Here is a 22934-nt window from a genome sequence, read left to right on the forward strand (position 1 = left end):
ATGATTACACTATGAACACATCCGTACCTCCCCCGCAACGGTCAGCTAGGCTGATCGCTTTATTGTTTCTTTTTCTGGCTACTTTTTCGGCCTCAGCTCAGGAGCTAGCTGCCCACTGGACAGCTACGGCTTCAACTCCCGAGCAAACAACCGCTCAATCGCTCAAACAGACCCTGTTTGAGATAGAAAAAAAGCATGACATCAAAATTACCTATCAGAGCGATTTGGTGAATGATAAAACCATCGATATTCAGCAGGCGCAACGCCTACTATCTGTATCCAAGAACCAACTGGAAGGAACTATACACCAACTCGTTAAACCGATGGGCTTACAGTTTCGGCAGTTTCAGGCGGATTACTACATTCTCCAGAAGCGAGCGAAATTACCGAAGGTGGAAAAAAAATCTATCCAAAACACCACTTCGCCGGATCAAGTACCACCTGTAGTATCTCGTAGTTTTTCTCAGTGGAAGGCATCCCGCCAGCGTTACGTGGCCGTCATTACCGGGACAATTACTGATTTATCCGATAATAGCACCTTGCCCGGGGTCAATGTAATCATTAAAGGAACGTCTACTGGAACGGTCACTGATCTGGACGGAAAATACCGGATAGAAGCCTCTCCCGAAGATACACTTTCATTTTCTTCAGTAGGCTACGAAACCGAAGACATCTACGTAGGGAATCAGACCATCATCAACGTAGCGATGGCTCCCAGCATTACCTCCCTTTCTGAGATTGTGGTAGTGGGATACGGAACTCAGGAGGAAAAAGATTTGACTTCGGCTATTTCTACCGTCGATGCGGAGGAAATTCAGCAGACCCCTACCGCTCAGGCTATGCAAGCTCTTCAGGGACGGGTAGCTGGGGTACAAATTGTAAGCAATGGTGCTCCGGGAGCTTCGCCTACGGTGCGGGTACGAGGGGTTGGCTCATTCGAGGGCAATGCCGCGCCACTCTATGTGGTTGATGGAATGTTCTTCGATAACATTGACTTCCTCAACCCCAACGACATCGAGACCCTTTCGGTACTCAAAGATGCCTCAGCTTCCGCCATTTACGGAGTGCGAGCCGCCAACGGCGTAGTGCTGATTGAAACCAAGTCGGGCGACTATGAGCAAGCGCCTGAAATTGTGTACGATGGCTACTACGGCATTCAAAATCCGCAGAACGTGCTTCAAATGGCGAATACCGAGCAGTTTGTACGCTACGTAAATGAAACCGGTTCAGCCGCGGATATCGAGTTTGTTGACAATGCTATACAACGCTTCGGTCAAAGTAGCACCAACCCCGGCATACCGAATGTAAATACTGATTGGTACGACGTAATTATGGAACCCGCTAGCATCCAGAATCATACACTGAGCTTCAACGGCGGTGGTGCCAAAACCCGCTACTCCATCGGTGGTAGTTACTTTAATCAACAAGGATTGCTAAAATCAGCCCGTAACGACTTCACCCGGCTTAATTTTCGCACCAAGCTCGACTCGAGAGTAAAAGACTGGTTAACAGTAGGGGGTAACTTCAATGTGAGCACTTCCCGCCAATTTGTGGGTGAAAATGCGGCTTGGTTTCGGGGCTACTTTGCTGTTCCTATTCTTCCGGTTTACGATGAGCTGAACACAGCAAACGAAGATCAACTTTCTAATGCTCAACTGATTGGCTACCGTCAAAGCCAAAACCCACTTTATCCACTGTTGTATAATGATGACCGTAACCAAACGGGAACGGTTAACGGGAACTTCTATGGCGAAATTGACATCGTGCCTAATATTCTTTCCTTCCGCTCATCGTACAACTACAGCTTAGAAGGAAAGACCGCTCGTAATGTGGATTTTGCCTACGCTGACGGTAATCAAGATTTTCTTTCGGCCATCCGGCGCAATAATCTAGCGACATTTGACCAGGTTTGGGATAACTTCTTGACTTACGAAAACAACTTTGGCGATCACTTCTTAACCGTAGTTGGTGGCTATTCCTACCGTAGTGAGTACGCCGAGCTATTATTTGTTCGGGGAGAAGATATTTCGCCTATCCCAAGTCGCGATCAACAGGAATTATGGTACCTATCCCGGGCTTTGAACTTCGATGTTGACAATATTGGCGATGCAACGGGTACCGATGGAGATAATGAGGACATCTTCGGTAACCGAACGATTAACGGTCAACTGTTCTTCCAGTCGTTCTTCGGTCGGGTAGCGTACAATTACGACGACCGCTACTTACTGTATACTACCTACCGTCGTGATGGTAACAATAAATTTCAGCAGCAGTGGGGAGACTTCTTCACCTTTGGTGCGGGCTGGGTGCTCTCAGAAGAGAATTTCTTTAATGCCAACTTCATAGACTTCCTCAAACTACGCGGTAGCTGGGGACAACTGGGCAACGATAATATCCGCCCAGCCGTGGGGGCACCCACCCTGGAAGAAACCACTACCGCTATTGATGGGGTGCTGGTTACCGGACGTCGCTTACGCCCTACCTTCGACCTGATTGAACAGTGGGAAACTACCGAGGAGATCAACATCGGCCTTACTTCCCGACTATTTAACGAGCGTTTATCAGTAGAAGCCGACTACTTCATCCGCGATACCGAGAATCTGGCAGTGGGAATCATCCCTCCGGTATTTCGGGATACGGAGCGACGCAGCCGCGGCGAAATTCGCAACGAAGGCTTAGAGCTTAGCCTCAACTGGAGTGATAACTTTCTAGATGGGTTCTCCTACAATATCGGGGGAAATTTGGCCACACTAAACAACGAAGTGCTGAGCTTGGGCGGTGATGTCCAATACCTAAACGCCGGTTCAGGAGAATTTCGCCAGCGATCCATTATCGGCGAACCCTTCCAAGCCTTCTACGGCTACGAAGTGGTAGGTGTGTTTCAAGATGAAGAGCAGATCAATAGCAGTGGTTATACCCAGGAATTTATCACTGACAACAGTCTGGAACCCGGTGACTTCTTCTTCCGCGACCAAAACGGCGACGGGGTGGTAGATGCCGATGATCGAGTGGTACTCGGATCGTACCTACCTACCCTAAACTATGGCTTCAACTTTGGGCTATCGTATAAGAATTTTAATCTTACCGCTAACTTCCAGGGTCAAACAGGTCATCAAATCCTAAACCGCAAGCGGGGGGAAATCATCTTTACCAACGATACCAATCTGGATGCCGAACTAATTAACAACTTATGGCGAGGCCCGGGCACATCCAATCGCTACCCATCGGCCGCTGGGCTGCGAAAAGGCTGGAATCAGAATATGAGTGATTACTTTGTGGAAGACGGTAACTACTTCCGCATTCAGAATGTCCGCTTGTCGTACCTGCTTTCCCAACAACCTTGGTACGGTGAAAACTTACCCAAAACCCGCCTAACCCTGACCGCCGAACGACCACTAACAGTTTTTAACTACAACGGCTTTAACCCGGAAGTAAACGATGGTATTGACCGTCAGGTGTACCCCATTCCAGCCGTTTACACCATTGGATTAAATATTACTCTTTAGCAATTAATTCAAATGAATAGTATTATGAAATTTCATAAGGAAATATATCGCTTACCAGTGCTAACACTGTCACTTTTGTGGGCAGTCTCTTGTCAAGATCAGCTCGAGCAACCTCTGCAAAATCAGGATATAGTGGAGAATATTGATTACTCGGAGACGAGCAATATGATTTTGATGCTCTACGGCTCCTACGCCGAGCTAAACGATTCGCAGTGGGCAACTTTCCCGATTATCTCGGTACGGGGCGATGATGTGAATGCTGCTGGTGATCAAGTGCCACTTACCGCTACCGATGAGTTTCGTTATGATCGTAACTTCTGGATGTATAATTCTACTTGGCTTAATCTGTACACCGATATTTTATATTGGCACGGAGCGATGGAGGAGATTGAGAAATACCAAGAAGCTGGAGCCGATGCTTCTGCCGCCGACCAATACATTGCCGAAATAAAGGTGATGCGAGCCTTTGAAATACTGCAATTAGCAAAATTATGGGAACGCATTCTCATTCCTGAATCCTCCAGCCCCAATGACTTATTTGATATTGAACTTAGCTCGTTTGAGGAAGTAATGCAGCACCTGTCAGCTCAGATGGATGAAGCAATTCCCTTACTGCCCAACGTACGCCCGAACGAACGCACCGACGTACCCGGCGGGGTAACCCGCTATACGGCTTTGGCAGTGAAGGCAATGGCTCATCTGGAACTACAAGACTACCAAGCGGTAGCCGACGCTACCAGTCAAATTATCGGTACCAACGCATTCTCTTTAGTAGAAGATTACTACCAACTGTTCAAAATACCCGGAAAGCTGAGCGACGAGAGCCTGCTGGAGTGGCAGTACTCAGATTTTGGTATGGCATCCGGCACCCGGACTCGCTACCTGTGGAACTTCTTCGGACCCTCTAACTGGACCCCGGCGGTAGAAGGAGCTGGGGGTGGCTGGGGCTTCTGGGAACCCAGTGTAAAGTACGTAAAATTTATGCTCGACCGGGGCGAGCGCGAGCGACTGGAAACTACTGTCTTGTTCACCCCCGATGGGATTGCCGAAATTCAGTCAGACCCGGATTATGCTACGTTGCCCGATTGGGTTTCTAACACTACGCAGTCGGGTGATACGTTTAACAATCATCCCCGCTACAACTTTCTGAGTGGTAAGTTTTACTTACCTTCCGACCAGCTTACGCCCGGTCGGTTCACCTACGGTGAAAATAACAACTTCCAAGTCATTCGCTACGCAGAAATACTGCTGATGCACGCCGAGGCCTTGGTGAACGGGGCTACTAGTTCGTCCATTACCGCCGACGAAGCAGTGAACTTGGTACGCACCCGGGTAGGCATGGCACCACTTAGCGGAGTAACGCTGGATGATGTGTTGGATGAAAAGTTTGCTGAGTTCGGTACGGAATGGGGAGTCCGCTTTTATGACCTTACCCGCTATAACCGAACCGACGAGCTAAACTACGCCGAACGCAGCTACGATCCTGCTACTGATCGCTACTTGCCGTACCCACTGGAGCAGCAAGATCTTTTACCCCAAGTTCGGGAAGCTGCCCAGAATAATAATGGTTAATGAAACCGGAGGATGGAAAAGACAGAAAGGTGAAAGACAATGATCGTCCTTCATTCTCCATCTTCCCTTCTCCTTTAATTACAGGTAAACCACCCGTAAAAAACGGCTCAACTAATCTAAACTTTACTTACGAATGAATTTAACAATACGGAAAATGGAAAACGGAAGACGGAAAACGGAGGACAGAAAAGATATTCCGTTTTCCTTTCTCCGTTCTCCCTTCTCCATCCTTCACATTTTACGGTCGGCTACGTTAATACTCTTGTTTTTTGACGTTCTCGCTCAAGAGACTCAGATGCGTACCTATTGCAACCCAATTAATCTTGATTATACCTACATGATTTATAACGCCCATCGCGACCTGTCGTACCGGTCGGGGGCTGACCCAGCGGTGGTGGAGTTTCGCGATGAGTACTATATGTTTGTGACCCGCTCGATGGGCTACTGGCACTCTACTGACTTACTGAACTGGCGATTTATCAAACCCCAGCAGTGGTACTTTGAAGGGTCTAATGCTCCGGCTGCTTTCAACTACCAAGATTCTTTGTTGTACGTAGCGGGCAATCCGTCCGGTGCCATGAGCGTGCTATACAGCGATCGCCCTGCCAAGGGAGAGTGGCAGGCAACTCCGGCCATACTAACCCAGTTGCAAGATCCGGCTTTGTTTATCGACGATGATCGGCAAGGGTACATTTTCTGGGGGTCTTCTAACAAGTTCCCGATTCGTGCCCGCACGCTGGATGTAGACAAAAACTTCCGCCCGAGCGAAGAAGTATACGAACTGTTTAACCTTGAACCGGAACAGCACGGCTGGGAGCGATTCGGGGAAAACCACGCCGATACAATACTGGGTGGCTATATTGAGGGGCCGTGGATGACCAAGTACAACGATAAATACTACTTGCAGTATGCCGCCCCCGGCACGGAGTTCAATGTGTACGGCGACGGAGTTTATATCAGTGATAATCCACTAGGACCGTACGAATACGCGCCTAATAATCCATTTTCTTACAAACCAGGCGGGTTTATTAACGGGGCTGGACACGGCAGCACAGTAAAAGGACCGTTAGATATTTACTGGCACTTCGCTACAATGGCAGTGGCAATCAACATTGGTTGGGAGCGACGCATCGGAATGTTTCCCACTTTTTTTGATGAAGACGGCCTGATGTACTCCGACACCTACTTCGGTGATTATCCGCACTTTGCTCCAGCGGTTCCGGGTCAGCAGGGAGGTTTTGCTGGTTGGATGCTACTTTCCTACCAAAAACCAGTAACCGTATCTTCAAGTCAAGATAATTATTCGGCAACTCAGGCCGTAGACGAAAATGTAAAAACCTACTGGCTAGCACAAGAAAACAATGATGAGCAATGGTTAGAAATTGACCTAGAAACTCCAGCCACTGTTTACGCCATTCAAGTAAACTTTGCCGACCACCAGGCCGGATTGTACGGCAAAGTTTCCGGTTTGCAGCATCGCTACTGGGTAGAGGGTTCCGCTGACGGAGAAAGTTGGGAAGTACTGGTTGACCGAAAAAATAGCTACGAGGATACCCCCAACGATTACGTAGAACTATCTACACCGCAGAAATACCGATACATCCGCTACCGCAATATCCAGATTCCCACCCCGTACTTAGCCATCTCCGGTTTGCGCGTATTCGGAAAAAGTGATGGAAAAGTCCCTCACCCGGTTAAAGGATTTTCAGTACAGCGAAAGACTGACCGTCGCGATGCAGTAATTAGCTGGAAAGAAAATGAAGCCGCTCAGGGCTATAATGTGTTGTGGGGTATCGCTCCCGATAAACTGTATAGCTCCTGGCTGCTCTACGACGAAACTCAACTGGAGTTGAAAAGCTTGAACGTGGATCAGACCTACTATTTTAGCGTAGAAGCCTTCAATGAAAACGGCGTTTCCGAACGGTTAGATGTAATTAAGGTCGAGTAATTTTTTCCGATTATATAAAAAATTCAATATTATTTAACGTGAACTATGGATTAAAAACTGATTTTTCGCCGTTTGGGGGAAGATTTGCTGTCTGAGCGAAGTGAGTTTCAAAGCTTCCTAGATTTTTTGCATACTTTTTCATCGATGGAAAAAGTATGAGCCACCCGGCTTGAGGGTGAGACACTGAAAATCAGGTGCTTATAGATTGCCATTGATAAAATCTAATCCATAGTTCACGTTATTTAGCGCACTTCAATCTAGCATGTTAGTATGAGTGAAACTATAATTGGTGTTGTTATTGGAGGTCTGGTATCAATCTTTACTGTACTTGTCACAAAGCTGTTTGATTTGAAGCTAAAAGATAAAGAATACGAAGCTGCACTGAAGAAGGAGTATTTTGTCAAAAAGTTAGCTGTTATGGAAAAAGCAGTCAGTCAATGGTTTATTCTGGTTTCTGTTTTGGATAGTACATCTCACTTTTTTAAGCTCTCATTAAAATGGGTTGAGGAAGGAGTTATTCCTGAGGAAATTCAAGTAGAAATATCTAAAAATATTGAGTATCAGTTCCAAAAGATTAATGACTCCTCTTATGACATTTCTAATGCAATCTTCCTCTACTATGATTTGGATGAGAAAGATTTTTTGAGCCAAGGCCCCTCAGGCAAGTTTCTAAAGATATTGGCTGAAATAAATGTACTAAAGTGTGATCTAGAGCTTCTTTATGATGTAAGGGATGGCGCTAAGGGAACTGAATTGGAAGGTAGAGTGGAGAAGTCAATTGATATTAATGAAAAAGCTACTTTAGATAAAATTCATGAATTATCTAGTGTGCTTGAGGAAATCAAATCCACCTTCACTATCCTAATTAAAGAAACGAGAAAAGATTTAAAGAAATTTGAATGAACTGAACTTATTGAAGTTCAAAATGATACGGTCACAATCATTAGTTTTTAGTATTTGTCTAAAACCTTATTAAAATATAAAAAATCTATCTCGTGTTATAACTAATACACTGTGTAAGAAGTTTTCAAATGTTTTATATCGTCATCGGACGCCGAGCGTTGCGAGAAGCGAAGAATGAGCGACGTGTCGGACAGCCGATGCCGCAATCCTGCGTTACGGCGGATGGTGCGTGAGATGGTCGCGTCGGCGATCGCGCGGCGAACCGTCCGATTCGCGGACTCGCCATGACAAAATAAGTATACATAAATTTTTTACACAGTGTACTAACAACCTATTCTATAATGAAAAGAATTACTCCTCTAGCACAATCTCTCGTCTTAGGGCTAACTATTTCTCTATCTACTTCAGCACAGCCTCATCAAGCAAGTCAGTTCCGAGCTAAAGCTGACTCCATTATCGCACTAATGACGCTAGAGGAAAAAATTGGTCAGCTAAACCTACCCGCTGCTGGAGATATTACTACCGGACAGGCCGCCAGCTCCAACATTGCCGAAAATATTAAGGCGGGAAAAGTTGGTGGATTGTTCAATGTTAAATCGGTAGAGAAGATTCGGGATATTCAGCGGGTAGCGGTAGAGGAAAGTCGGTTGGGAATTCCGCTGCTATTTGCGATGGACGTGATTCACGGTTACGAAACTATGTTTCCTATTCCGTTGGGGCTGGCCTGTAGTTGGGATATGGAATTGATTGAACGAACCGCCCGTCTGGCGGCGGAAGAAGCCAGTAGCGATGGTATCTGTTGGACTTTCTCGCCGATGGTTGATATTTCCCGTGATCCGCGCTGGGGTCGCGTATCCGAAGGCTCCGGCGAAGATCCGTATTTAGGTTCGCAGATAGCCCAGTCGATGGTGAACGGCTACCAGGGGGGTGATTTATCGCAGCCTAACACCATACTTTCTTGTGTGAAACACTTTGCGTTGTACGGCGCCTCCGAAGCGGGCCGCGACTACAATACCGTGGATATGAGCCGTCTGAAGATGTACAACACCTTCTTTCCACCCTATCAAGCTGCCGTTGAGGCGGGAGTGGGTAGCGTGATGACTGCGTTTAACGAGGTAGACGGTATTCCGGCCAGTGCTAACCGATGGCTGATGACCGACGTACTCCGTAATCAGTGGGATTTCGATGGGTTTGTGGTAACCGATTATACCGCCATTAATGAAATGACCGCACACGGTTTAGGTGACCTGAAAACGGTATCGGCCAAAGCTCTTCAAGCTGGGGTTGATATGGACATGGTGGGCGAGGGTTTTCTGACTACGCTTCAGGAATCGCTCAATGAAGGTAAGCTTTCCGAAGATCAGATTGACGAGGCTTGTCGGCGGATTCTGATAGCCAAATTCCAGTTGGGACTTTTCGACGACCCGTACCGCTACTGCCGTGCGGAAGAAGCCGAAGAGGTTATTTTTTCGTCGGAACACCGGCAGGAGGCTCGGGAAATGGCCACCCAAACCTTCGTTCTACTCAAAAACGAAAACAATGTATTGCCACTGTCAAAGGATACTAAGATTGCTTTGGTAGGCCCACTGGCGAAAAATCGAGAAAATATGCCCGGCACCTGGAGCGTAGCGGCCAACTTTTCCGAATCAGTTTCGCTATACGACGGACTGATTAATGCCTTGGGCGACAATGCCACCATCACTTACGCCCGAGGGGCTAATATTGTAGAGGACGCTCTACTGGAAAGTAGAGTAAGTATCTTTGGCAAACCCACCTACCGCGATTCCCGCTCGGCGGAAGAAATGATTGAAGAAGCAGTAGAAGTCAGCAAGGATGCCGATGTGATTGTTGCCGCCGTAGGCGAAGCGGCCGAAATGAGCGGAGAAAGCTCCAGCCGCACAGATATTAATTTACCCACAAGTCAGCGAAAATTGCTGGAAGCATTGGTAGCAACTGGTAAGCCCGTGGTGATGGTACTATTTACCGGTCGCCCGCTATCTATCACCTGGGCGAATGAGCACGTTCCGGCTATTCTGAATGTTTGGTTTGCCGGTAGCGAAGCCGGAGATGCTATTACTGATGGGCTGTTTGGGGATGTTAATCCGTCGGGAAAACTAGCGATGACTTTTCCGCAGAACGTGGGGCAGATACCAATTTATTATAATCACAAAAATACGGGTCGGCCTCTACCCGAAGGACAGTGGTTTCAGAAGTTCCGGTCTAATTATTTGGATGTTACGAATGAACCCCTCTACCCTTTCGGCTACGGCCTCAGCTACACTACTTTTGACTACGGCGAGCTACAACTAAGCAAGACCAGTCTAACTGGAAACGAAACGCTACAAGCCAGCATTGAGGTAACCAACAGCGGTGAGTATAGTGGGCAGGAAGTAGTACAACTCTACATTCGCGATGTGGTAGGTTCTATCACCCGCCCAATGAAAGAGTTGAAAGGATTTCAAAAAATCAGCTTAGCTCCGGGTGAAACCCAAACGGTGCGCTTTGAAATTACTCCTGATGATCTGAAATTCTATAATTACGATCTGGACTATGTTTGGGAACCGGGTGAGTTCGAGATAATGATTGGCGGTAACTCAGCTGATGTCACCACCCAAGCAGTTCAGTGGAGTAAATAGCTGGGCAATTCAGAAAAGTGGGCTAAGTACTTAGAGCGTGTTTGAACTTTATCCTTTAGTTTTCTGATGGCTGTTTTCCGCCCATACTTCGCCTTTTTTTCGGACGATAGCTTAGGCTATCCTCCTCAAAAAGAGTCTCGTCTGTCCGAAAAACACCTCATAATAAATTCTAAAAATAAAATCCAAACACACTCTTAGCAGAGCGAACAAAACTAAGCAGAAGCACCTTAGCCGAGCCGTTTGGGTACAAACAAGCGTTACTTCTAATTTGGTCGCTTATCTTCGTGCTTGGATTTACCGCGCTTATGTACTCCTTTTTTGATATTCTGCTGTTCTTAGGAATCAGCCAAGGGCTGTTTCTGGTAATTGCCCTACAATCGCTGCAAAACCGCAACGTAGAAGCTAACCGAATGCTAACGCGCTGCTTGCTCATTGCCGTGCTGATGCTCTTTGGGCGAATCGCTCTGCTCCGGGTGCAAGAACTCTGGGTTTGGCGGTTTGCCATTCTGGCCGATACAACTATCTTTCTGTTCGGCCCCTGGTTGTACGCTTATTTCCACCGACTATTTTTACAGAAGACAGGTAGCCCCGCACTACAAGTTTGGGAATATGTACCCGCTTTACTAAATGCACTTTTCTTTCTCTGGACACTGAGTTTGAGTTTAGAACACTTTATGCAGCTATACCAAGAAGTGACTTTTCAGTATATTTTCTTAGCAGTAGAGGCCGGAGGCATCATTTCATTATTTGTGTATCTGTTCCGTATTTCTAAACTGATTCAGACCTACCGGCGGGTAAAAGATCAGCAAATTTCATTTCCTCAAACAGCCTTACCTTTTTCCATCATTGTCGTAGGGTTTCTGACCATACTCGGACTGCTTTGGGTGGTTAGTTTTATTGCTGCCTACGGATTTCAGACGTACTTGCCCGTACTGAATTACAGCACCTTTTGGGTAGCCATTCCGATTCTGACCTATCTCATTGGTTACTACAGCCTCCGACAACCGGAAATTTTCCGTGTACACGTACCTCCTAAAACGCAAGTAAAGCGCGACCGACTAGACCCCATTACGGTACAACGGCTAAAAAAGCGACTTCAGTTTTACCTGGAAGAAGAGCACGTGTACTTGCAAGATGACCTCACACTCAAAAAACTGGCCGATATGATAGACACCTCACCCAACAATCTAAGTTGGTTGCTAAACCAGGTGTACCAGACAACTTTCTACAAGTACGTCAACAGATACCGGGTACAGTCGTTTGTCCGTCGGGTAAAAAATAAGGAGCACGAACAGAAAACGCTGCTCGGTTTAGCCTTTGATTCGGGCTTTAGCTCCAAGTCGGCCTTTAACACCTCCTTCAAAGCTGAAACCGGATTTACTCCCTCCCAATTTGTGAACAGCAGGAGTAGCGATGGGTACAGAAACACCCAGTTGTGAGCAGAAAGGCGGGTTCGTAGCCTGGTTTTCGGTGTTTTGGGGAAAACCTAATCTCACCGAACATGAAACAATTTTCACACATCTTTTTTCTGTTTTCCCTCACACTCGGAGTACTTGCCTGCACTGAAGATGATACAGCCGATGGCCCGGTTATTCCCACGGCAGAATTGGTAGCTCAAAATATACAATTAGCCGATCAGGGAAACGTTGATAATCCTTCGGATATTGAAGTACGCTTTGAAACGCCTAGCCAGTCGGGCGATGTAGACCGGTTTAGTCTGTTCTTTGCCCAAGTTGCCGATACCGCTTCGGTAACTGAGCAATTAATTGACGGCTTTTCGGCTGAACAGCAAACCGTGGTGGACAATACCGAAAGTGAGCACACACTACGATTGGGAGCCGATCAAACCGATGCGCTGGGGAAAGCTTTCGATGCTACCCAAAGTTATATTGTGTACGTGGCCAGCATCGGCACTTTTGAAGAAACTCCGTTTACTGTTATAGCTCAAACTGATGCTCCTTTCCAGTTAAGTGAAGAGCTGTTAGTACAAACTCTTATTCCCAATTTTGGGGCCAGCGACGGTTTATTCGTAGCCTCCGACGGTACAATTATCGCCTCTGATTTTGGCGCATTTGATAACGATTTGCAAATAGGGTTAGGCACAAAAGTACTAGCCGTTACTCCCGAGGGCGAAGTCAGCGAGAAAGCCAGCGGATTTATTGCCCCCATGGGTGGCGGAATGGATAGCCAAGGTAATTTCTACTTCACCCACGAAAATGGCGGCGATGGACTTGATGGCAAAGTAGTTCGGGTTACTCCCGATGGCAGCACCGCCGAAATAGCTACCTTGCCCGGTTGGCCTTCGGGAATTGCTGTAGACAGTAATGATAATCTGTACATCGCTAATTTTGCGGGGCCACTTCTGCATAAAATTACTCCCGACGGTACAGTTTCGGTAGTGGCTCAAGATCAGCGACTAACCGGCTGTGTAGGAATTGATATAGACGAAGATGGAAATATTATCACCGCCAATTTTAATGACGGGTCAATCTACCGGGTGAATGCTGGTACCGGCACTATTAGCCTTATCGCTCAAATTCCTGACCTGGTAGAATTCTTTGCTATTGGCTATATCACCTTATTTGAAGGAGATATTTACGCCACGGGGATAGGCGATAATAAGATTTTCAAAGTAACGATGGCTGGGCAGATAAGCACCTTGGCCGGCACTGGTGCCAACGGTAGCAACGATGGTCCGGTAGCCACCGCTACGTTTTCTAACCCCAATGGCATTGCGGTTGATACAGCTGCACGTCGCCTGTACATTTCTCAGTTCGGGGAACGGGCACTTCGCTTTATTCAGTTTTAGCAAAACATTGTTGCTACTCTCTAAGCTTTTAGCAGTGAAGTAAAGCAGTAATGAAGTAAACTGAGGGCAGTCTAAGTAGGCTGCCTTCTTTATTATAGACTTTCTACTTTGGGCTTCAACCTTCCGACTCCTGCCCCTCACTAATTTCACCGTTAAAAAAAATGATTACTGCGCTATTTTCCTTGATAGTCTGCTGAACATTAAATAGTTTGAGGTTCAGATATTATCGTTATTACACAACTATCGGGATAGTATGGTAGAGAAATATTTAGACGTGTTGGAAGTATGGTTTAAACAGCGCAAGCAAACCATCACCGCTTTTTCGGGCGGAATAGATTCTAGCTTGGTGTTGTATCTGTCGCATCATTTTTTGGGCGATAAAGCCATTGGATGTATTTCGGCCTCCGCCAGTTTAAAGCAGCGCGATTTAGATTTAGCCATTGACTTCTGCGAAAAGTATGGAATTAAGTTGAAGATTATTCGCACCGATGAACTAAACGATGAGAACTACTTGCAAAATCCGGCCAACCGCTGTTACTTCTGTAAAAACCATTTGTACATCGCTCTTACTTCATTAAAAGAAAAATACCCCGGACACACGCTGCTAAACGGCACCAATGCCGACGATTTAGGCGATTATCGTCCGGGCTTACAAGCCGCTCGTGAACACAACATAGCATCGCCGTTCGTAGATTGTGGCATCAATAAACAAATGGTAAGAGAAATCGCCAAACATCTCGGTTTAGCCCACTGGAACAAACCCGCTAGTCCCTGCCTTAGCTCCCGGGTTCCCTACGGAGATAGCATCAGCCGACAGAAGCTGAAACAGATTGAATCTGCCGAGGCAATCCTCAATCGGTACGGCTTTCAGGATGTGCGGGTTCGTCACTTTCAGCAGGAAGCTCGCGTAGAAGTCCCCGCTCAAGAAATGGCGCGGTTACAGGCGGTGTTCCCCCTGGTTTCGGAAGAGATTAGGCAGCTAGGTTTTACCTTTTGCACTATTGATGGAGAAGGTTTGGTTTCGGGTAAACTAAACCGTGCTCTGCATGAGTAGCGATAACTTTAATATTGACCTAGACCGAAAAGGCCGACTGGGTTTTCCCGAAGTAATTTTTGGTCAGTCTAAAACGGTGGAACAACTGAAAAGCATCCTCGCCTACCACCAGCAACAAGCAATACCTGCTTTAGCTACGAAAGTACAGGCCGAAAAAGCCCAGCCTCTGTTAGCAGAATTTCCCGAAGCCTTTTTTGATGAAGAATCTGGGGTGTTTGGGCTGAACCTAAATGATAGCAATAAAACTGACCCCGCGATAGTCATTGTCTCCGGGGGCACTTCCGATGCCTACGTGGTTAACGAAGTATTTTACACCCTCCGTTACTTAGGCGTAACCGCCAGCCGTATTCAGGATGTAGGGGTATCTGGTTTGCATCGGCTAATGAACCGCCTCGAGGAAATCAAAACGTATAAAATTATTATTGCAGTGGCCGGGTTTGAGGCCGCACTACCCACGGTGTTGGGCGGACTCGTAGCTCAGCCCATTATTGCGGTACCCACTAGTGTAGGCTACGGAGTAGCGGCCGAGGGTCAGGTAGCTCTGCACAGCTTACTGGCGAGTTGTGCTAATGGTATCACGGTGGTCAATATTGATAATGGCTACGGAGCGGCGATTGCAGCCTTTCGGATGCTACATACTTTTAAACCAAATCAACCATGAGTGTACTGTATATTGAACCCTTTGCCGGACTGGCCGGAGATATGCTACTGAGTGCCCTCTGCGGTTTATGCGATGGATACGACGAAGTAATCGGCTTACCCGAAAAACTTAACCTGCCCGATGGCAAAGTAGAAATCAGTACCGTGAATAAGAATGGTATTGTTTGCAAGCACGTCAAAATCATTGATTTAAATGAAGCGGCTCAACCCAATGGGCAGGGTGCCACCACACACTCGCACTCCCACAAACATACGCACTCTCACGACCAAGGACATTCTCACTCGCATAATCATTCCCACGCTCATCGCCACCTATCCCATATCAACGACATTATTGATAAGGCGGAGATTAGTGATAACGCTAGAAAAATTGCGAAAGAAATATTTCTAATTATCGGTAAGTCCGAATCCAAAGTACACGATATACCACTAGAGAAAATTCACTTTCACGAGGTAAGTGCGGTAGATTCTATCTTAGATATTGTGGGTTGCGCCGTGATGCTGGATACGCTGAACGTAGAAAAAACCTACTCCGATCCGGTGTGCTTGGGTAGTGGCACGGTAAAAACCCAGCATGGAGTGTTGCCCGTACCGGCACCGGCCACAGCGGATATACTACGCGGAATCCCTACTTTCAAAGGGAATGAGCCGGGCGAAAAAACTACTCCTACCGGAGCGGCGATTCTTCAGTATCTGAACCCTGATTTTTCGGTTCCTACGTCAGCGATAAAACAGTCAGCTTACGGGCCGGGCACCAAAGATTTTACCGTCGCCAACGTAGTGCGGGTCTCGCTACTTGCTTCTTCTCCTATTGAGCAGGCGGAGATGTACGTGATTGAAACCCAACTGGACGATACGTCTAGCGAAATTCTTGGATCCGACTTTCAGCAGCAGTTGCTGGAACTAGGGGCATCGGATTTTTACTACACTCCCATCCACATGAAGAAAGGGCGACCCGGACTTAAGATTTCGGTGCTCACTAGCCCACCTTCTTTGGAAAAAGCCTGCGAGTTTATTCTGGAACACACCCCCACCATCGGGCTGCGCTACTACAAAGTAGGTAAGCAGATGCTGAGCCGAAATGCCCTGGAAATTGAAACGGAGTACGGAACCGTAAAAGTAAAAGAATCAATAAAACCCTCCGGCCGGCGGCAGCGCAAGATTGAATACGATAGTCTGCGAGAGATCAGTCAAAAGCTTAATAAATCGGTTCTGGAGACCCAAGAACTATTGCGACCACTAGTCAACCAGAATAGTTGATGAAATATCTTTTTTCCTCGAGTAGAAATCAGTTTTCCATTAGATCATCATCTTCCGGAATATCCATGCGTTCGGATTCAGTCATAATTAGATCACGAAACTGCGGAAGGTCATTCTTCACAATACTCCAGATAGGTTGATATCCTTTCTCTAGACTGTTGTTAAACTTAGCTGCCTTAAAGGCATCTAAAACGTGGTAATCCACATCGGTAAACTGACTGCTAAACTCATCAGATAGCAAAGAGGCGGCCTGACCGATATGTTGCAGGTTTTCCATCACCGTTACCCGCACTTCCTCTTCCTGCTCAAAGTCAGGGTACTCCATTCCCTGTACGTAGCTTTCAATTTCGCCTATATAATTCGCTATATTATTGATGTGATATTGATCTTGTTCGTTCATGTTTCTGATATTAAAAAATGGTGGAATAGTTTACTGTAAAAAGTAACCCTACTTTCCGGAAGTTGTTTGTTTGCCGTGGGTGATGCTGGCTTCAAACCCCTTATCAACCCGCAAACTATTTCCATCAGCCGAACCAACTGCTAGCTCGTCACAACGTTCGTTTTCAGGAATACCCGAATGACCCTTAATCCACTTGAGGGTTACGTCGTGCTTACGATACGCCGGGATAAATCGCTTCCAAAGATCAGCATTCTTTTTACCTTTAAAGTCCTTTTTCTGCCAGTTCCAGACCCAGCCTTTATTTACTGCATCAACTACGTACTGGGAATCAGAATAGACTTCTACCACTGTACCCCCCTTTTTCAACGCTTCCAGTCCCATAATCACGGCTAAAAGCTCCATACGGTTGTTGGTGGTAAGCCGATACCCCTCCGAAAGCTCTTTACGATGTCCTTTGTACAACATTACTGTACCGTACCCCCCTCTACCAGGATTACCCCTTGAAGAACCATCGGTGTATATGGTTACCATCTACTGTCTTTTGGATAAATGAAGTTTCGTTTTCTCGGTCAACAGCTAAAATTTTAGCGGCGTTTACAACGTAAATTGGGCTTTAAATAACTTAATGGCAATAGCCAACAGAATGATCCCGAATACTTTACGTAAGATATTAAAGCCTGCTTTGCCAATTTTGTTTTCGAGCCAGACCGAGGATTTTAGCACAATATACACCAAAATTAAATTAATCACGATGCCCACGATAATATTCGGGTAACTGTAGGCAGCTCGTAAAGAGATTAGGGTGGTCATGGTACCCGCCCCGGCAATCAGAGGAAACGCCAGGGGAACAATAGTAGCATCGGTTTCGCTTTCGGGATCAGGCTTAAAAATCTCAATACCGAGTATCATTTCCATACCAATCAGAAACATCACAATAGCCCCGGCAATGGCAAAAGAAGCAGCATCGAGTCCGAATAGCCGGAGAATACGGCCACCCAAAAACAGAAACCCAAACATGATAATCCCCGAAACCAAAGTAGCTTTACCGGACTCAATGGTACCAGTACGTTTTCGAAGATTGATAATGATAGGAATATTGCCCAGAATATCGATTACCGAAAAGAGGATAAGACTAACCGACAAAATATCTTTAAACTGAAACATAAAACTTAGCGCATTGAATTTTCGGGCGCGAAGTTGGCAAAAAATTCTTTCAGTTGATGTATATCATTCTCAGTAATCGCCGGAAAATTGGCAATTCGCAGGGTAGTCTCTTTTAACTTTCCGTAGCCATTGCCCAATACAATTCCGTGCGCTCTTGCCTGCTGGCGAATTTGGTTAATAACCTCCTTTTCGGCCTGAAACGTAATTACGGTTTTGGACTGTACTTGAGAATTGTGAATTATATGTTTAACATAATTTAAGTTAAATAACATTTTTTTCCATTCACTATACCGCGCCTTTATTTCTGCTGAAATTATCGAGATAGGCTCCCGATCTTCCATTACGCGCATCAGTAAGTAAATTCCCAGCACATTGGGTGTATGGGTGGTCTGATGGTGCTGGTTTTGCTCATAAATATTTAATAAGCTATTGTAATACCCACGATTTCCTATTTTTTGCACTCGCTCAATAGCTTTTGGGGAAAGAACCATTGCTGCTAAACCAGCTGGCAAACCAAAACACTTTTGCACCGAAGCAAACCACACATCTGCCGCTTCCCAGGAAAGATCAACTCCGGCCATCGAGGAAGTGGCGTCTACTGCAATCAATATTTCCGGAAAGCGAGCGCGTAATTCTTGCATCCAGTCGGAAGGTAAGGCTGTACCGTTAGAAGTTTCGTTGTGCGTTAGTGCAATCAATTCCGAATCTCCAACCTGAATACTATTCACTTCAGGAATACTTTCAGTTTCAAACGCTAGACTTTCGGTAGTCGGCACCAGGATCTGAGCGTAGCGGAGCCACTTTGCCCCAAATGCTCCGTTATACATATGAAACGACTTTTTTTCTACCAGCGACTGACAAATAATTTCCCAGCACTCCGTGGCGGAACTGCTAAAGACTACAGTGTAATCTTCGGGGATATGAAGTTTTTCTTTAACCAGCTGAGTCGTCCGCTGGAATATTTCCATAAACTCCGGGCTACGGTGGTTAATGCTTAGCACTCCAGCATCGTAGGCATCGCGCACGTAGTCCGGTACTTCTGGATAAACTTTAGAAGGACCGGGATAAAATGTAATCATGGTTGGCTACTCTCAATGAGGTAATCAATGGCTAATTTGTATCCGGTTAGTCCTAGCCCAACAATAATGCCCTGAGCCACAGCACTCACGTAGCTATGGTGCCGGAAGGTTTCCCGAGCGTGGACGTTGGAAATATGCACTTCAATAACCGGAGCATCTACGGCCGCAATGGCATCGGCAATAGCCACCGAGGTGTGGGTGTAGGCCGCGGCGTTTAGTACAATACCGTCTACCGCAAACCCCACTTCCTGAATTTTACTAACTAACTCTCCCTCCGAGTTGCTTTGAAAGTAATCTAATGAATGCTCGCTATAAACTTCGGCCAATTCTTCGTAGTACTCCCGAAAAGATAGATTACCGTAAATTTCCGGCTCACGTTTGCCTAGTAAGTTCAAGTTGGGACCGTTGATGATGATAATGTTCATAGTGTTATAGAGTTTTGAACCTTGAGCTATGAGTTACGAGCTGTGAGTTAGCTTACAGCTCGTAACTCATAGCTCAAAACTCGTAGCTCAATTCGAGAGCAAGTTATCATCTTTATGCTAAAAACAGTACCTTCGCTAAAATGACTTTCCGGAATGACCGCTAAGGATTGGAACGTTTACATTGACGAGTTTGGAGATTATCTGAGATTAGAACGATCCCTGTCGGATAATTCGCTCAAAGCCTACCTGAGTGATATTGATAAGCTCCAGCAGTTTGCTGATCTTTCTGACTGGGATGTATCACCGCTGCAAGTAGAGCGGAAGCATTTGTTAGCGTTTCTAGAGTATATCTATAATCTGGGTATGACCCCTGCCTCGCAGGCTCGCATTTTGGCGGGAGTAAAAGCTTTTTATAAATTTCTTCTCTACCGGGAATTGATTGAGAAAGATCCGTCGCTGCTATTGGAGGGTCCTAAAATTGATCGTAAACTTCCCGATACGTTATCCTTTCCGGAAGTAGAGCAAATTCTATCAGCTATTGACCTTTCTAGCAACGAAGGAATTAGAAATCGGGCAATCGTTGAAACACTCTATAGCTCTGGAATGCGGGTAACCGAACTGACCGAGCTACGCATTAGTAACCTTTACACCGATATTGGCTTTATCCGTATTATTGGTAAGGGTAACAAAGAACGAATTGTACCCGTTGGGCAGGATGCGCTGAAGTATATTCAGATGTACACCGAACACGTTCGTCGGCACTTAGATATTGAAGCAGGGCAGGAAAACTATTTATTTTTGAACCGCCGGGGTAGCAAACTTAGTCGGGTGATGATCTTCAATATTGTGCGCGATGCTGCCGAACAAGCCGGAATCACCAAAAAAGTTAGTCCGCATACATTTCGTCATTCCTTCGCTACTCATTTGGTGGAAGGCGGAGCAAATTTGCGTGCGGTGCAGGATATGCTTGGCCACGTATCCATTACTACTACTGAGATTTATACCCACCTTGATCGGGATTATTTGCGACAGGTGATTACCGAATTCCATCCCCGCTCCAAGCGCCCCATTCAGTTTAATGATTGAAGATTGACACAATGTATCTTTTATCTTCCATTCGTCATTATCGATGGGTATCTCAACATGTGTGGACGGATTTTATGGCGACCCCACGTTTACGATAGATCGCGAGACAGGAATAGTTCGTATATAACTACCAGACAGTTATGAAAACAGTCCTTTAAACGTATGAGATTGTTATTAGAGAATACTTCCAGCGTGGTAGCTATCCTGCTACCAAAAGCTGGAAATACTCTCAATAATTATACTATTTTATAAAACTAGAAAAAGGCAGTGAGCACGAATAGTTACCTGGTTACCTCAATGGTAAGGTTATGGTTTTTACCAGGAGTCAACGATACACACGAAGAACAATCGATTCTGTCACCATGCAGCAGAAGATCTTCTATAAACTGCTCTTCAATAAGAAGCGCAATAGCTACTTCATAGAAGTGAACATTAACAGCGGGAAGCACCCCGCTAAAAAAGTTGTTTTCGTCCAGCACTAAAAGTGTGTCGATTACCTGATCTGATGGCGTACCAATGCCATTTGCTTTTATTCCAGCAATATAGACTCGGGTGTTTGCAAGATCGTAGGTATCCGGTAAGAGCACTTCTCCCTGAAAGGTTGTGAGCTCTTCTTGATCACTGCAACCTATGAAGGTCAACCAGCCTAAAACAATCCATAACTTTTTCATTCTAGTACGCGGATGGTAAGATCATAGCTTTTGCCGGGTGTCAAGCTGTTGCAATCGTGAGGTGAACAGTCAATACTAAAAGAGTCGCTTATTCCTCCATCATCATCTAAAGGAAAAACTTGTAACACATAGAAGCCTGCCTCAAGGCCAGAAAGAGCAACTTCAAAGTGGTTATTATGATCTAAATTTATTACGGTATCGACTAAAATGTCCCCCGGATCCCCAATTCCTTTTGGGTCATATCCAAAAATCCTGACAGCAGATTTAGGGTCTTGTTGAAAATCTTCGGGAAAAACTATATTTCCTTGAAAAGTAGTAAGGTTTTCATCGTCACTACAACTACCAATTATAATGAAAAATTTATATAATTTTATAAAAATCACGTTATACAACATTTTTATATTAATATATTGTTAATATACAAAATATTATATAATCATTTTTTACAATCAGTAGTATAAGTTGTTAGCTTATCTAAGCTATCATTCATCACTACGTACTCAATGATACACTAGAGCAATATGAGAATTAATTGTATTAGAAGGTAAAATAGAAAAGCTGTAGCACGAGCTATCGGTTCTTCTTAGCAAAATACCATAAAGAGAGTGCTACCCTTATTTTGTATTAGAGAAGATAGAAACATAGCGATGCTATTTTAGGCTTTTTTTATACTAAAAAATCGACAGTTGACAAAAAAGTTACATGAGATTAGGTTGAGAGGGCTCCGAATAAAGAAGGCTGATACCAGAACGAGTTATTTTTTCAAGGTACCTGTACCATAAAACTCGACTGCTTACGCTGAGAAGCTTATCAATCTGCTACCGTAAATTCTACATTCCCGATGGATACATCAATATCAAAGGAAAGAATATTGGTGGCACCTTCTTGGTAGAACTGATTAACAAACGTGCCTTTCCTGATCTTTTTAAAAGAACTGGGCATGTCTATCCGACATAGAGGAGAATCACTCACACGAATAATAATAGGCGACTCAATTTCTGCGAAAGAAACAGCAAGTGACCCAGCCCCAATACTTGCTTTTACTTGGCTTTCCTCCGATAAATCATCCGAAAAATGCATCACTAATTTTCCGAAGCCTATATCGGCGATTACGTTGCGAGCCCGAGCCAGGTTTAGGTGATCTAGCTCAAGAGTGCCCAAGTCTACGCTAGTGTAGAAAGTATCCATCACTACATCGTTGGGCTGATGGGCGGTGTAGCCAATCCGCAGCGAAGAACTTCCGGTGTTCACTTTTAGATTCTCTACAGCCAAGCCCGATAAATCTACCGTAGAACTTCCCATACCGTAGCGCAGTGATAAATCGTAGGGAGTTTTCTTATTCAAATAAATATACCAAGGGTGCTTTAGCTTTTCGCTTTCTTCGGAAAAGCTACCCAGCATCCGATCAGAAATGCTCGAACTTAAATCAGTTGGGGCACTATCCTTAAAATCCAGCGTAACATTTTGCGCTATACCGTCCGATATGCTGCTAGAAACCGGATGAAATTGAGATGATTGAGGATAACCGTAAACACTAACTACATTCGTATTGGAAGTGGCGTGAATGCGACAATCTACCGTAGTAGCATTTACTTCAAGCTTAACTTTATCTTTCTCACCTACCTGTGTTTGAGTAATATGATAGTGTTTCTTATCCTGCGCTCCGCTTTCGTCGGTGATTAGAACTGTGGCTACAAAAAATCCTAAAAAAGCATATAATCTCATGTTGACTTAGTACGGTAGTCAACTAAAAAAGTTATA

At 45.4% G+C, this 22934-nt stretch carries 19 protein-coding genes; 11 read left to right on the forward strand and 8 right to left on the reverse strand.

The genetic code is table 11. The features are described from left to right. Nucleotides 1–11 precede the first annotated feature (11 nt). From P0M28_RS01660 to larC, 10 genes are all read left to right on the forward strand, one after another. Complete coding sequence (locus P0M28_RS01660; RefSeq protein ID WP_302207675.1) at nt 12–3506, forward strand: SusC/RagA family TonB-linked outer membrane protein; 3495 nt, start codon at nt 12–14, stop codon at nt 3504–3506. 24 nt (nt 3507–3530) lie between these two features. Further along, nucleotides 3531–5078 carry a RagB/SusD family nutrient uptake outer membrane protein gene (locus P0M28_RS01665; protein WP_302207676.1) on the forward strand — a complete coding sequence of 516 codons (1548 nt, stop codon included), beginning with the start codon at nt 3531–3533 and terminating at the stop codon, nt 5076–5078. A gap of 133 nt (nt 5079–5211) precedes the next feature. After that, entirely contained in the window at nt 5212–7026 is a 1815-nt protein-coding gene (locus P0M28_RS01670) for a family 43 glycosylhydrolase (RefSeq protein ID WP_302207677.1), read from the forward strand. A 270-nt stretch (nt 7027–7296) separates the two neighbouring features. Beyond that, complete coding sequence (locus P0M28_RS01675; protein WP_302207678.1) at nt 7297–7929, forward strand: hypothetical protein; 633 nt, start codon at nt 7297–7299, stop codon at nt 7927–7929. Between the two features lie 341 nt (nt 7930–8270). Next, nucleotides 8271–10565, forward strand: coding sequence for a beta-glucosidase BglX (gene bglX / locus P0M28_RS01680; protein WP_302207679.1), 2295 nt, complete (start codon nt 8271–8273; stop codon nt 10563–10565). Between the two features lie 305 nt (nt 10566–10870). Beyond that, the gene (locus P0M28_RS01685; RefSeq protein ID WP_302207681.1) at nt 10871–12004 is read left to right on the forward strand and encodes a helix-turn-helix domain-containing protein; all 1134 of its coding nucleotides are present in this window, start codon (nt 10871–10873) and stop codon (nt 12002–12004) included. 62 nt (nt 12005–12066) lie between these two features. Further along, a complete protein-coding gene (locus P0M28_RS01690; protein WP_302207682.1) occupies nt 12067–13374 on the forward strand; it encodes an NHL repeat-containing protein in 1308 nt (435 codons plus the stop codon). Nucleotides 13375–13627: 253 nt separating this feature from the next. Then, complete coding sequence (larE, locus tag P0M28_RS01695; RefSeq protein ID WP_302207683.1) at nt 13628–14428, forward strand: ATP-dependent sacrificial sulfur transferase LarE; 801 nt, start codon at nt 13628–13630, stop codon at nt 14426–14428. Further along, nucleotides 14421–15089 (forward strand): nickel pincer cofactor biosynthesis protein LarB, encoded by a 669-nt coding sequence (gene larB, locus P0M28_RS01700; protein WP_302207684.1) that lies wholly within the window; start codon nt 14421–14423, stop codon nt 15087–15089. The genes larE and larB overlap by 8 nt, the downstream gene beginning before the upstream one ends. After that, nucleotides 15086–16348: a nickel pincer cofactor biosynthesis protein LarC gene (larC, locus tag P0M28_RS01705; protein WP_302207685.1), complete on the forward strand. Its 1263-nt coding sequence runs from the start codon at nt 15086–15088 to the stop codon at nt 16346–16348. Before larB ends, larC begins: the two co-directional genes overlap by 4 nt. A gap of 28 nt (nt 16349–16376) precedes the next feature. On the opposite strand, the gene P0M28_RS01710 is transcribed toward larC, so the two are convergent. From P0M28_RS01710 to aroQ, 5 genes are all read right to left on the reverse strand, one after another. After that, the gene (locus P0M28_RS01710) at nt 16377–16748 is read right to left on the reverse strand and encodes a HepT-like ribonuclease domain-containing protein (RefSeq protein WP_302207686.1); all 372 of its coding nucleotides are present in this window, start codon (nt 16746–16748) and stop codon (nt 16377–16379) included. A 48-nt stretch (nt 16749–16796) separates the two neighbouring features. After that, nucleotides 16797–17279, reverse strand: a complete 483-nt coding sequence (gene rnhA, locus P0M28_RS01715) for a ribonuclease HI (RefSeq protein WP_302207687.1) — start codon at nt 17277–17279, stop codon at nt 16797–16799. A gap of 63 nt (nt 17280–17342) precedes the next feature. Further along, nucleotides 17343–17912 (reverse strand): MarC family protein, encoded by a 570-nt coding sequence (locus tag P0M28_RS01720; RefSeq protein WP_302207688.1) that lies wholly within the window; start codon nt 17910–17912, stop codon nt 17343–17345. A 5-nt stretch (nt 17913–17917) separates the two neighbouring features. Then, entirely contained in the window at nt 17918–18991 is a 1074-nt protein-coding gene (locus P0M28_RS01725; RefSeq protein ID WP_302207689.1) for an aminotransferase class V-fold PLP-dependent enzyme, read from the reverse strand. Continuing rightward, nucleotides 18988–19416: a type II 3-dehydroquinate dehydratase gene (gene aroQ / locus P0M28_RS01730; RefSeq protein WP_302207690.1), complete on the reverse strand. Its 429-nt coding sequence runs from the start codon at nt 19414–19416 to the stop codon at nt 18988–18990. The genes P0M28_RS01725 and aroQ overlap by 4 nt, the downstream gene beginning before the upstream one ends. 153 nt (nt 19417–19569) lie before the next feature. Here aroQ and xerD point away from each other — a divergent pair, with 153 nt between their 5' ends. Further along, a complete protein-coding gene (gene xerD, locus P0M28_RS01735) occupies nt 19570–20502 on the forward strand; it encodes a site-specific tyrosine recombinase XerD (RefSeq protein WP_302207691.1) in 933 nt (310 codons plus the stop codon). Nucleotides 20503–20783: 281 nt separating this feature from the next. Here the strand turns inward: xerD and P0M28_RS01740 are convergent, their stop codons facing one another. From P0M28_RS01740 to P0M28_RS01750, 3 genes are all read right to left on the reverse strand, one after another. Continuing rightward, complete coding sequence (locus tag P0M28_RS01740) at nt 20784–21173, reverse strand: hypothetical protein (RefSeq protein ID WP_302207693.1); 390 nt, start codon at nt 21171–21173, stop codon at nt 20784–20786. After that, the gene (locus tag P0M28_RS01745; RefSeq protein WP_302207694.1) at nt 21170–21556 is read right to left on the reverse strand and encodes a hypothetical protein; all 387 of its coding nucleotides are present in this window, start codon (nt 21554–21556) and stop codon (nt 21170–21172) included. The genes P0M28_RS01740 and P0M28_RS01745 overlap by 4 nt, the downstream gene beginning before the upstream one ends. Before the next feature lie 427 nt (nt 21557–21983). After that, a complete protein-coding gene (locus P0M28_RS01750; RefSeq protein ID WP_302207696.1) occupies nt 21984–22898 on the reverse strand; it encodes a toast rack family protein in 915 nt (304 codons plus the stop codon). Between the last annotated feature and the right edge of the window lie 36 nt (nt 22899–22934).

Origin of the sequence: Tunicatimonas pelagia, from assembly GCF_030506325.1 — a bacterium.
Taxonomy (GTDB): Bacteria; Bacteroidota; Bacteroidia; order Cytophagales; family Cyclobacteriaceae; genus Tunicatimonas; species Tunicatimonas pelagia.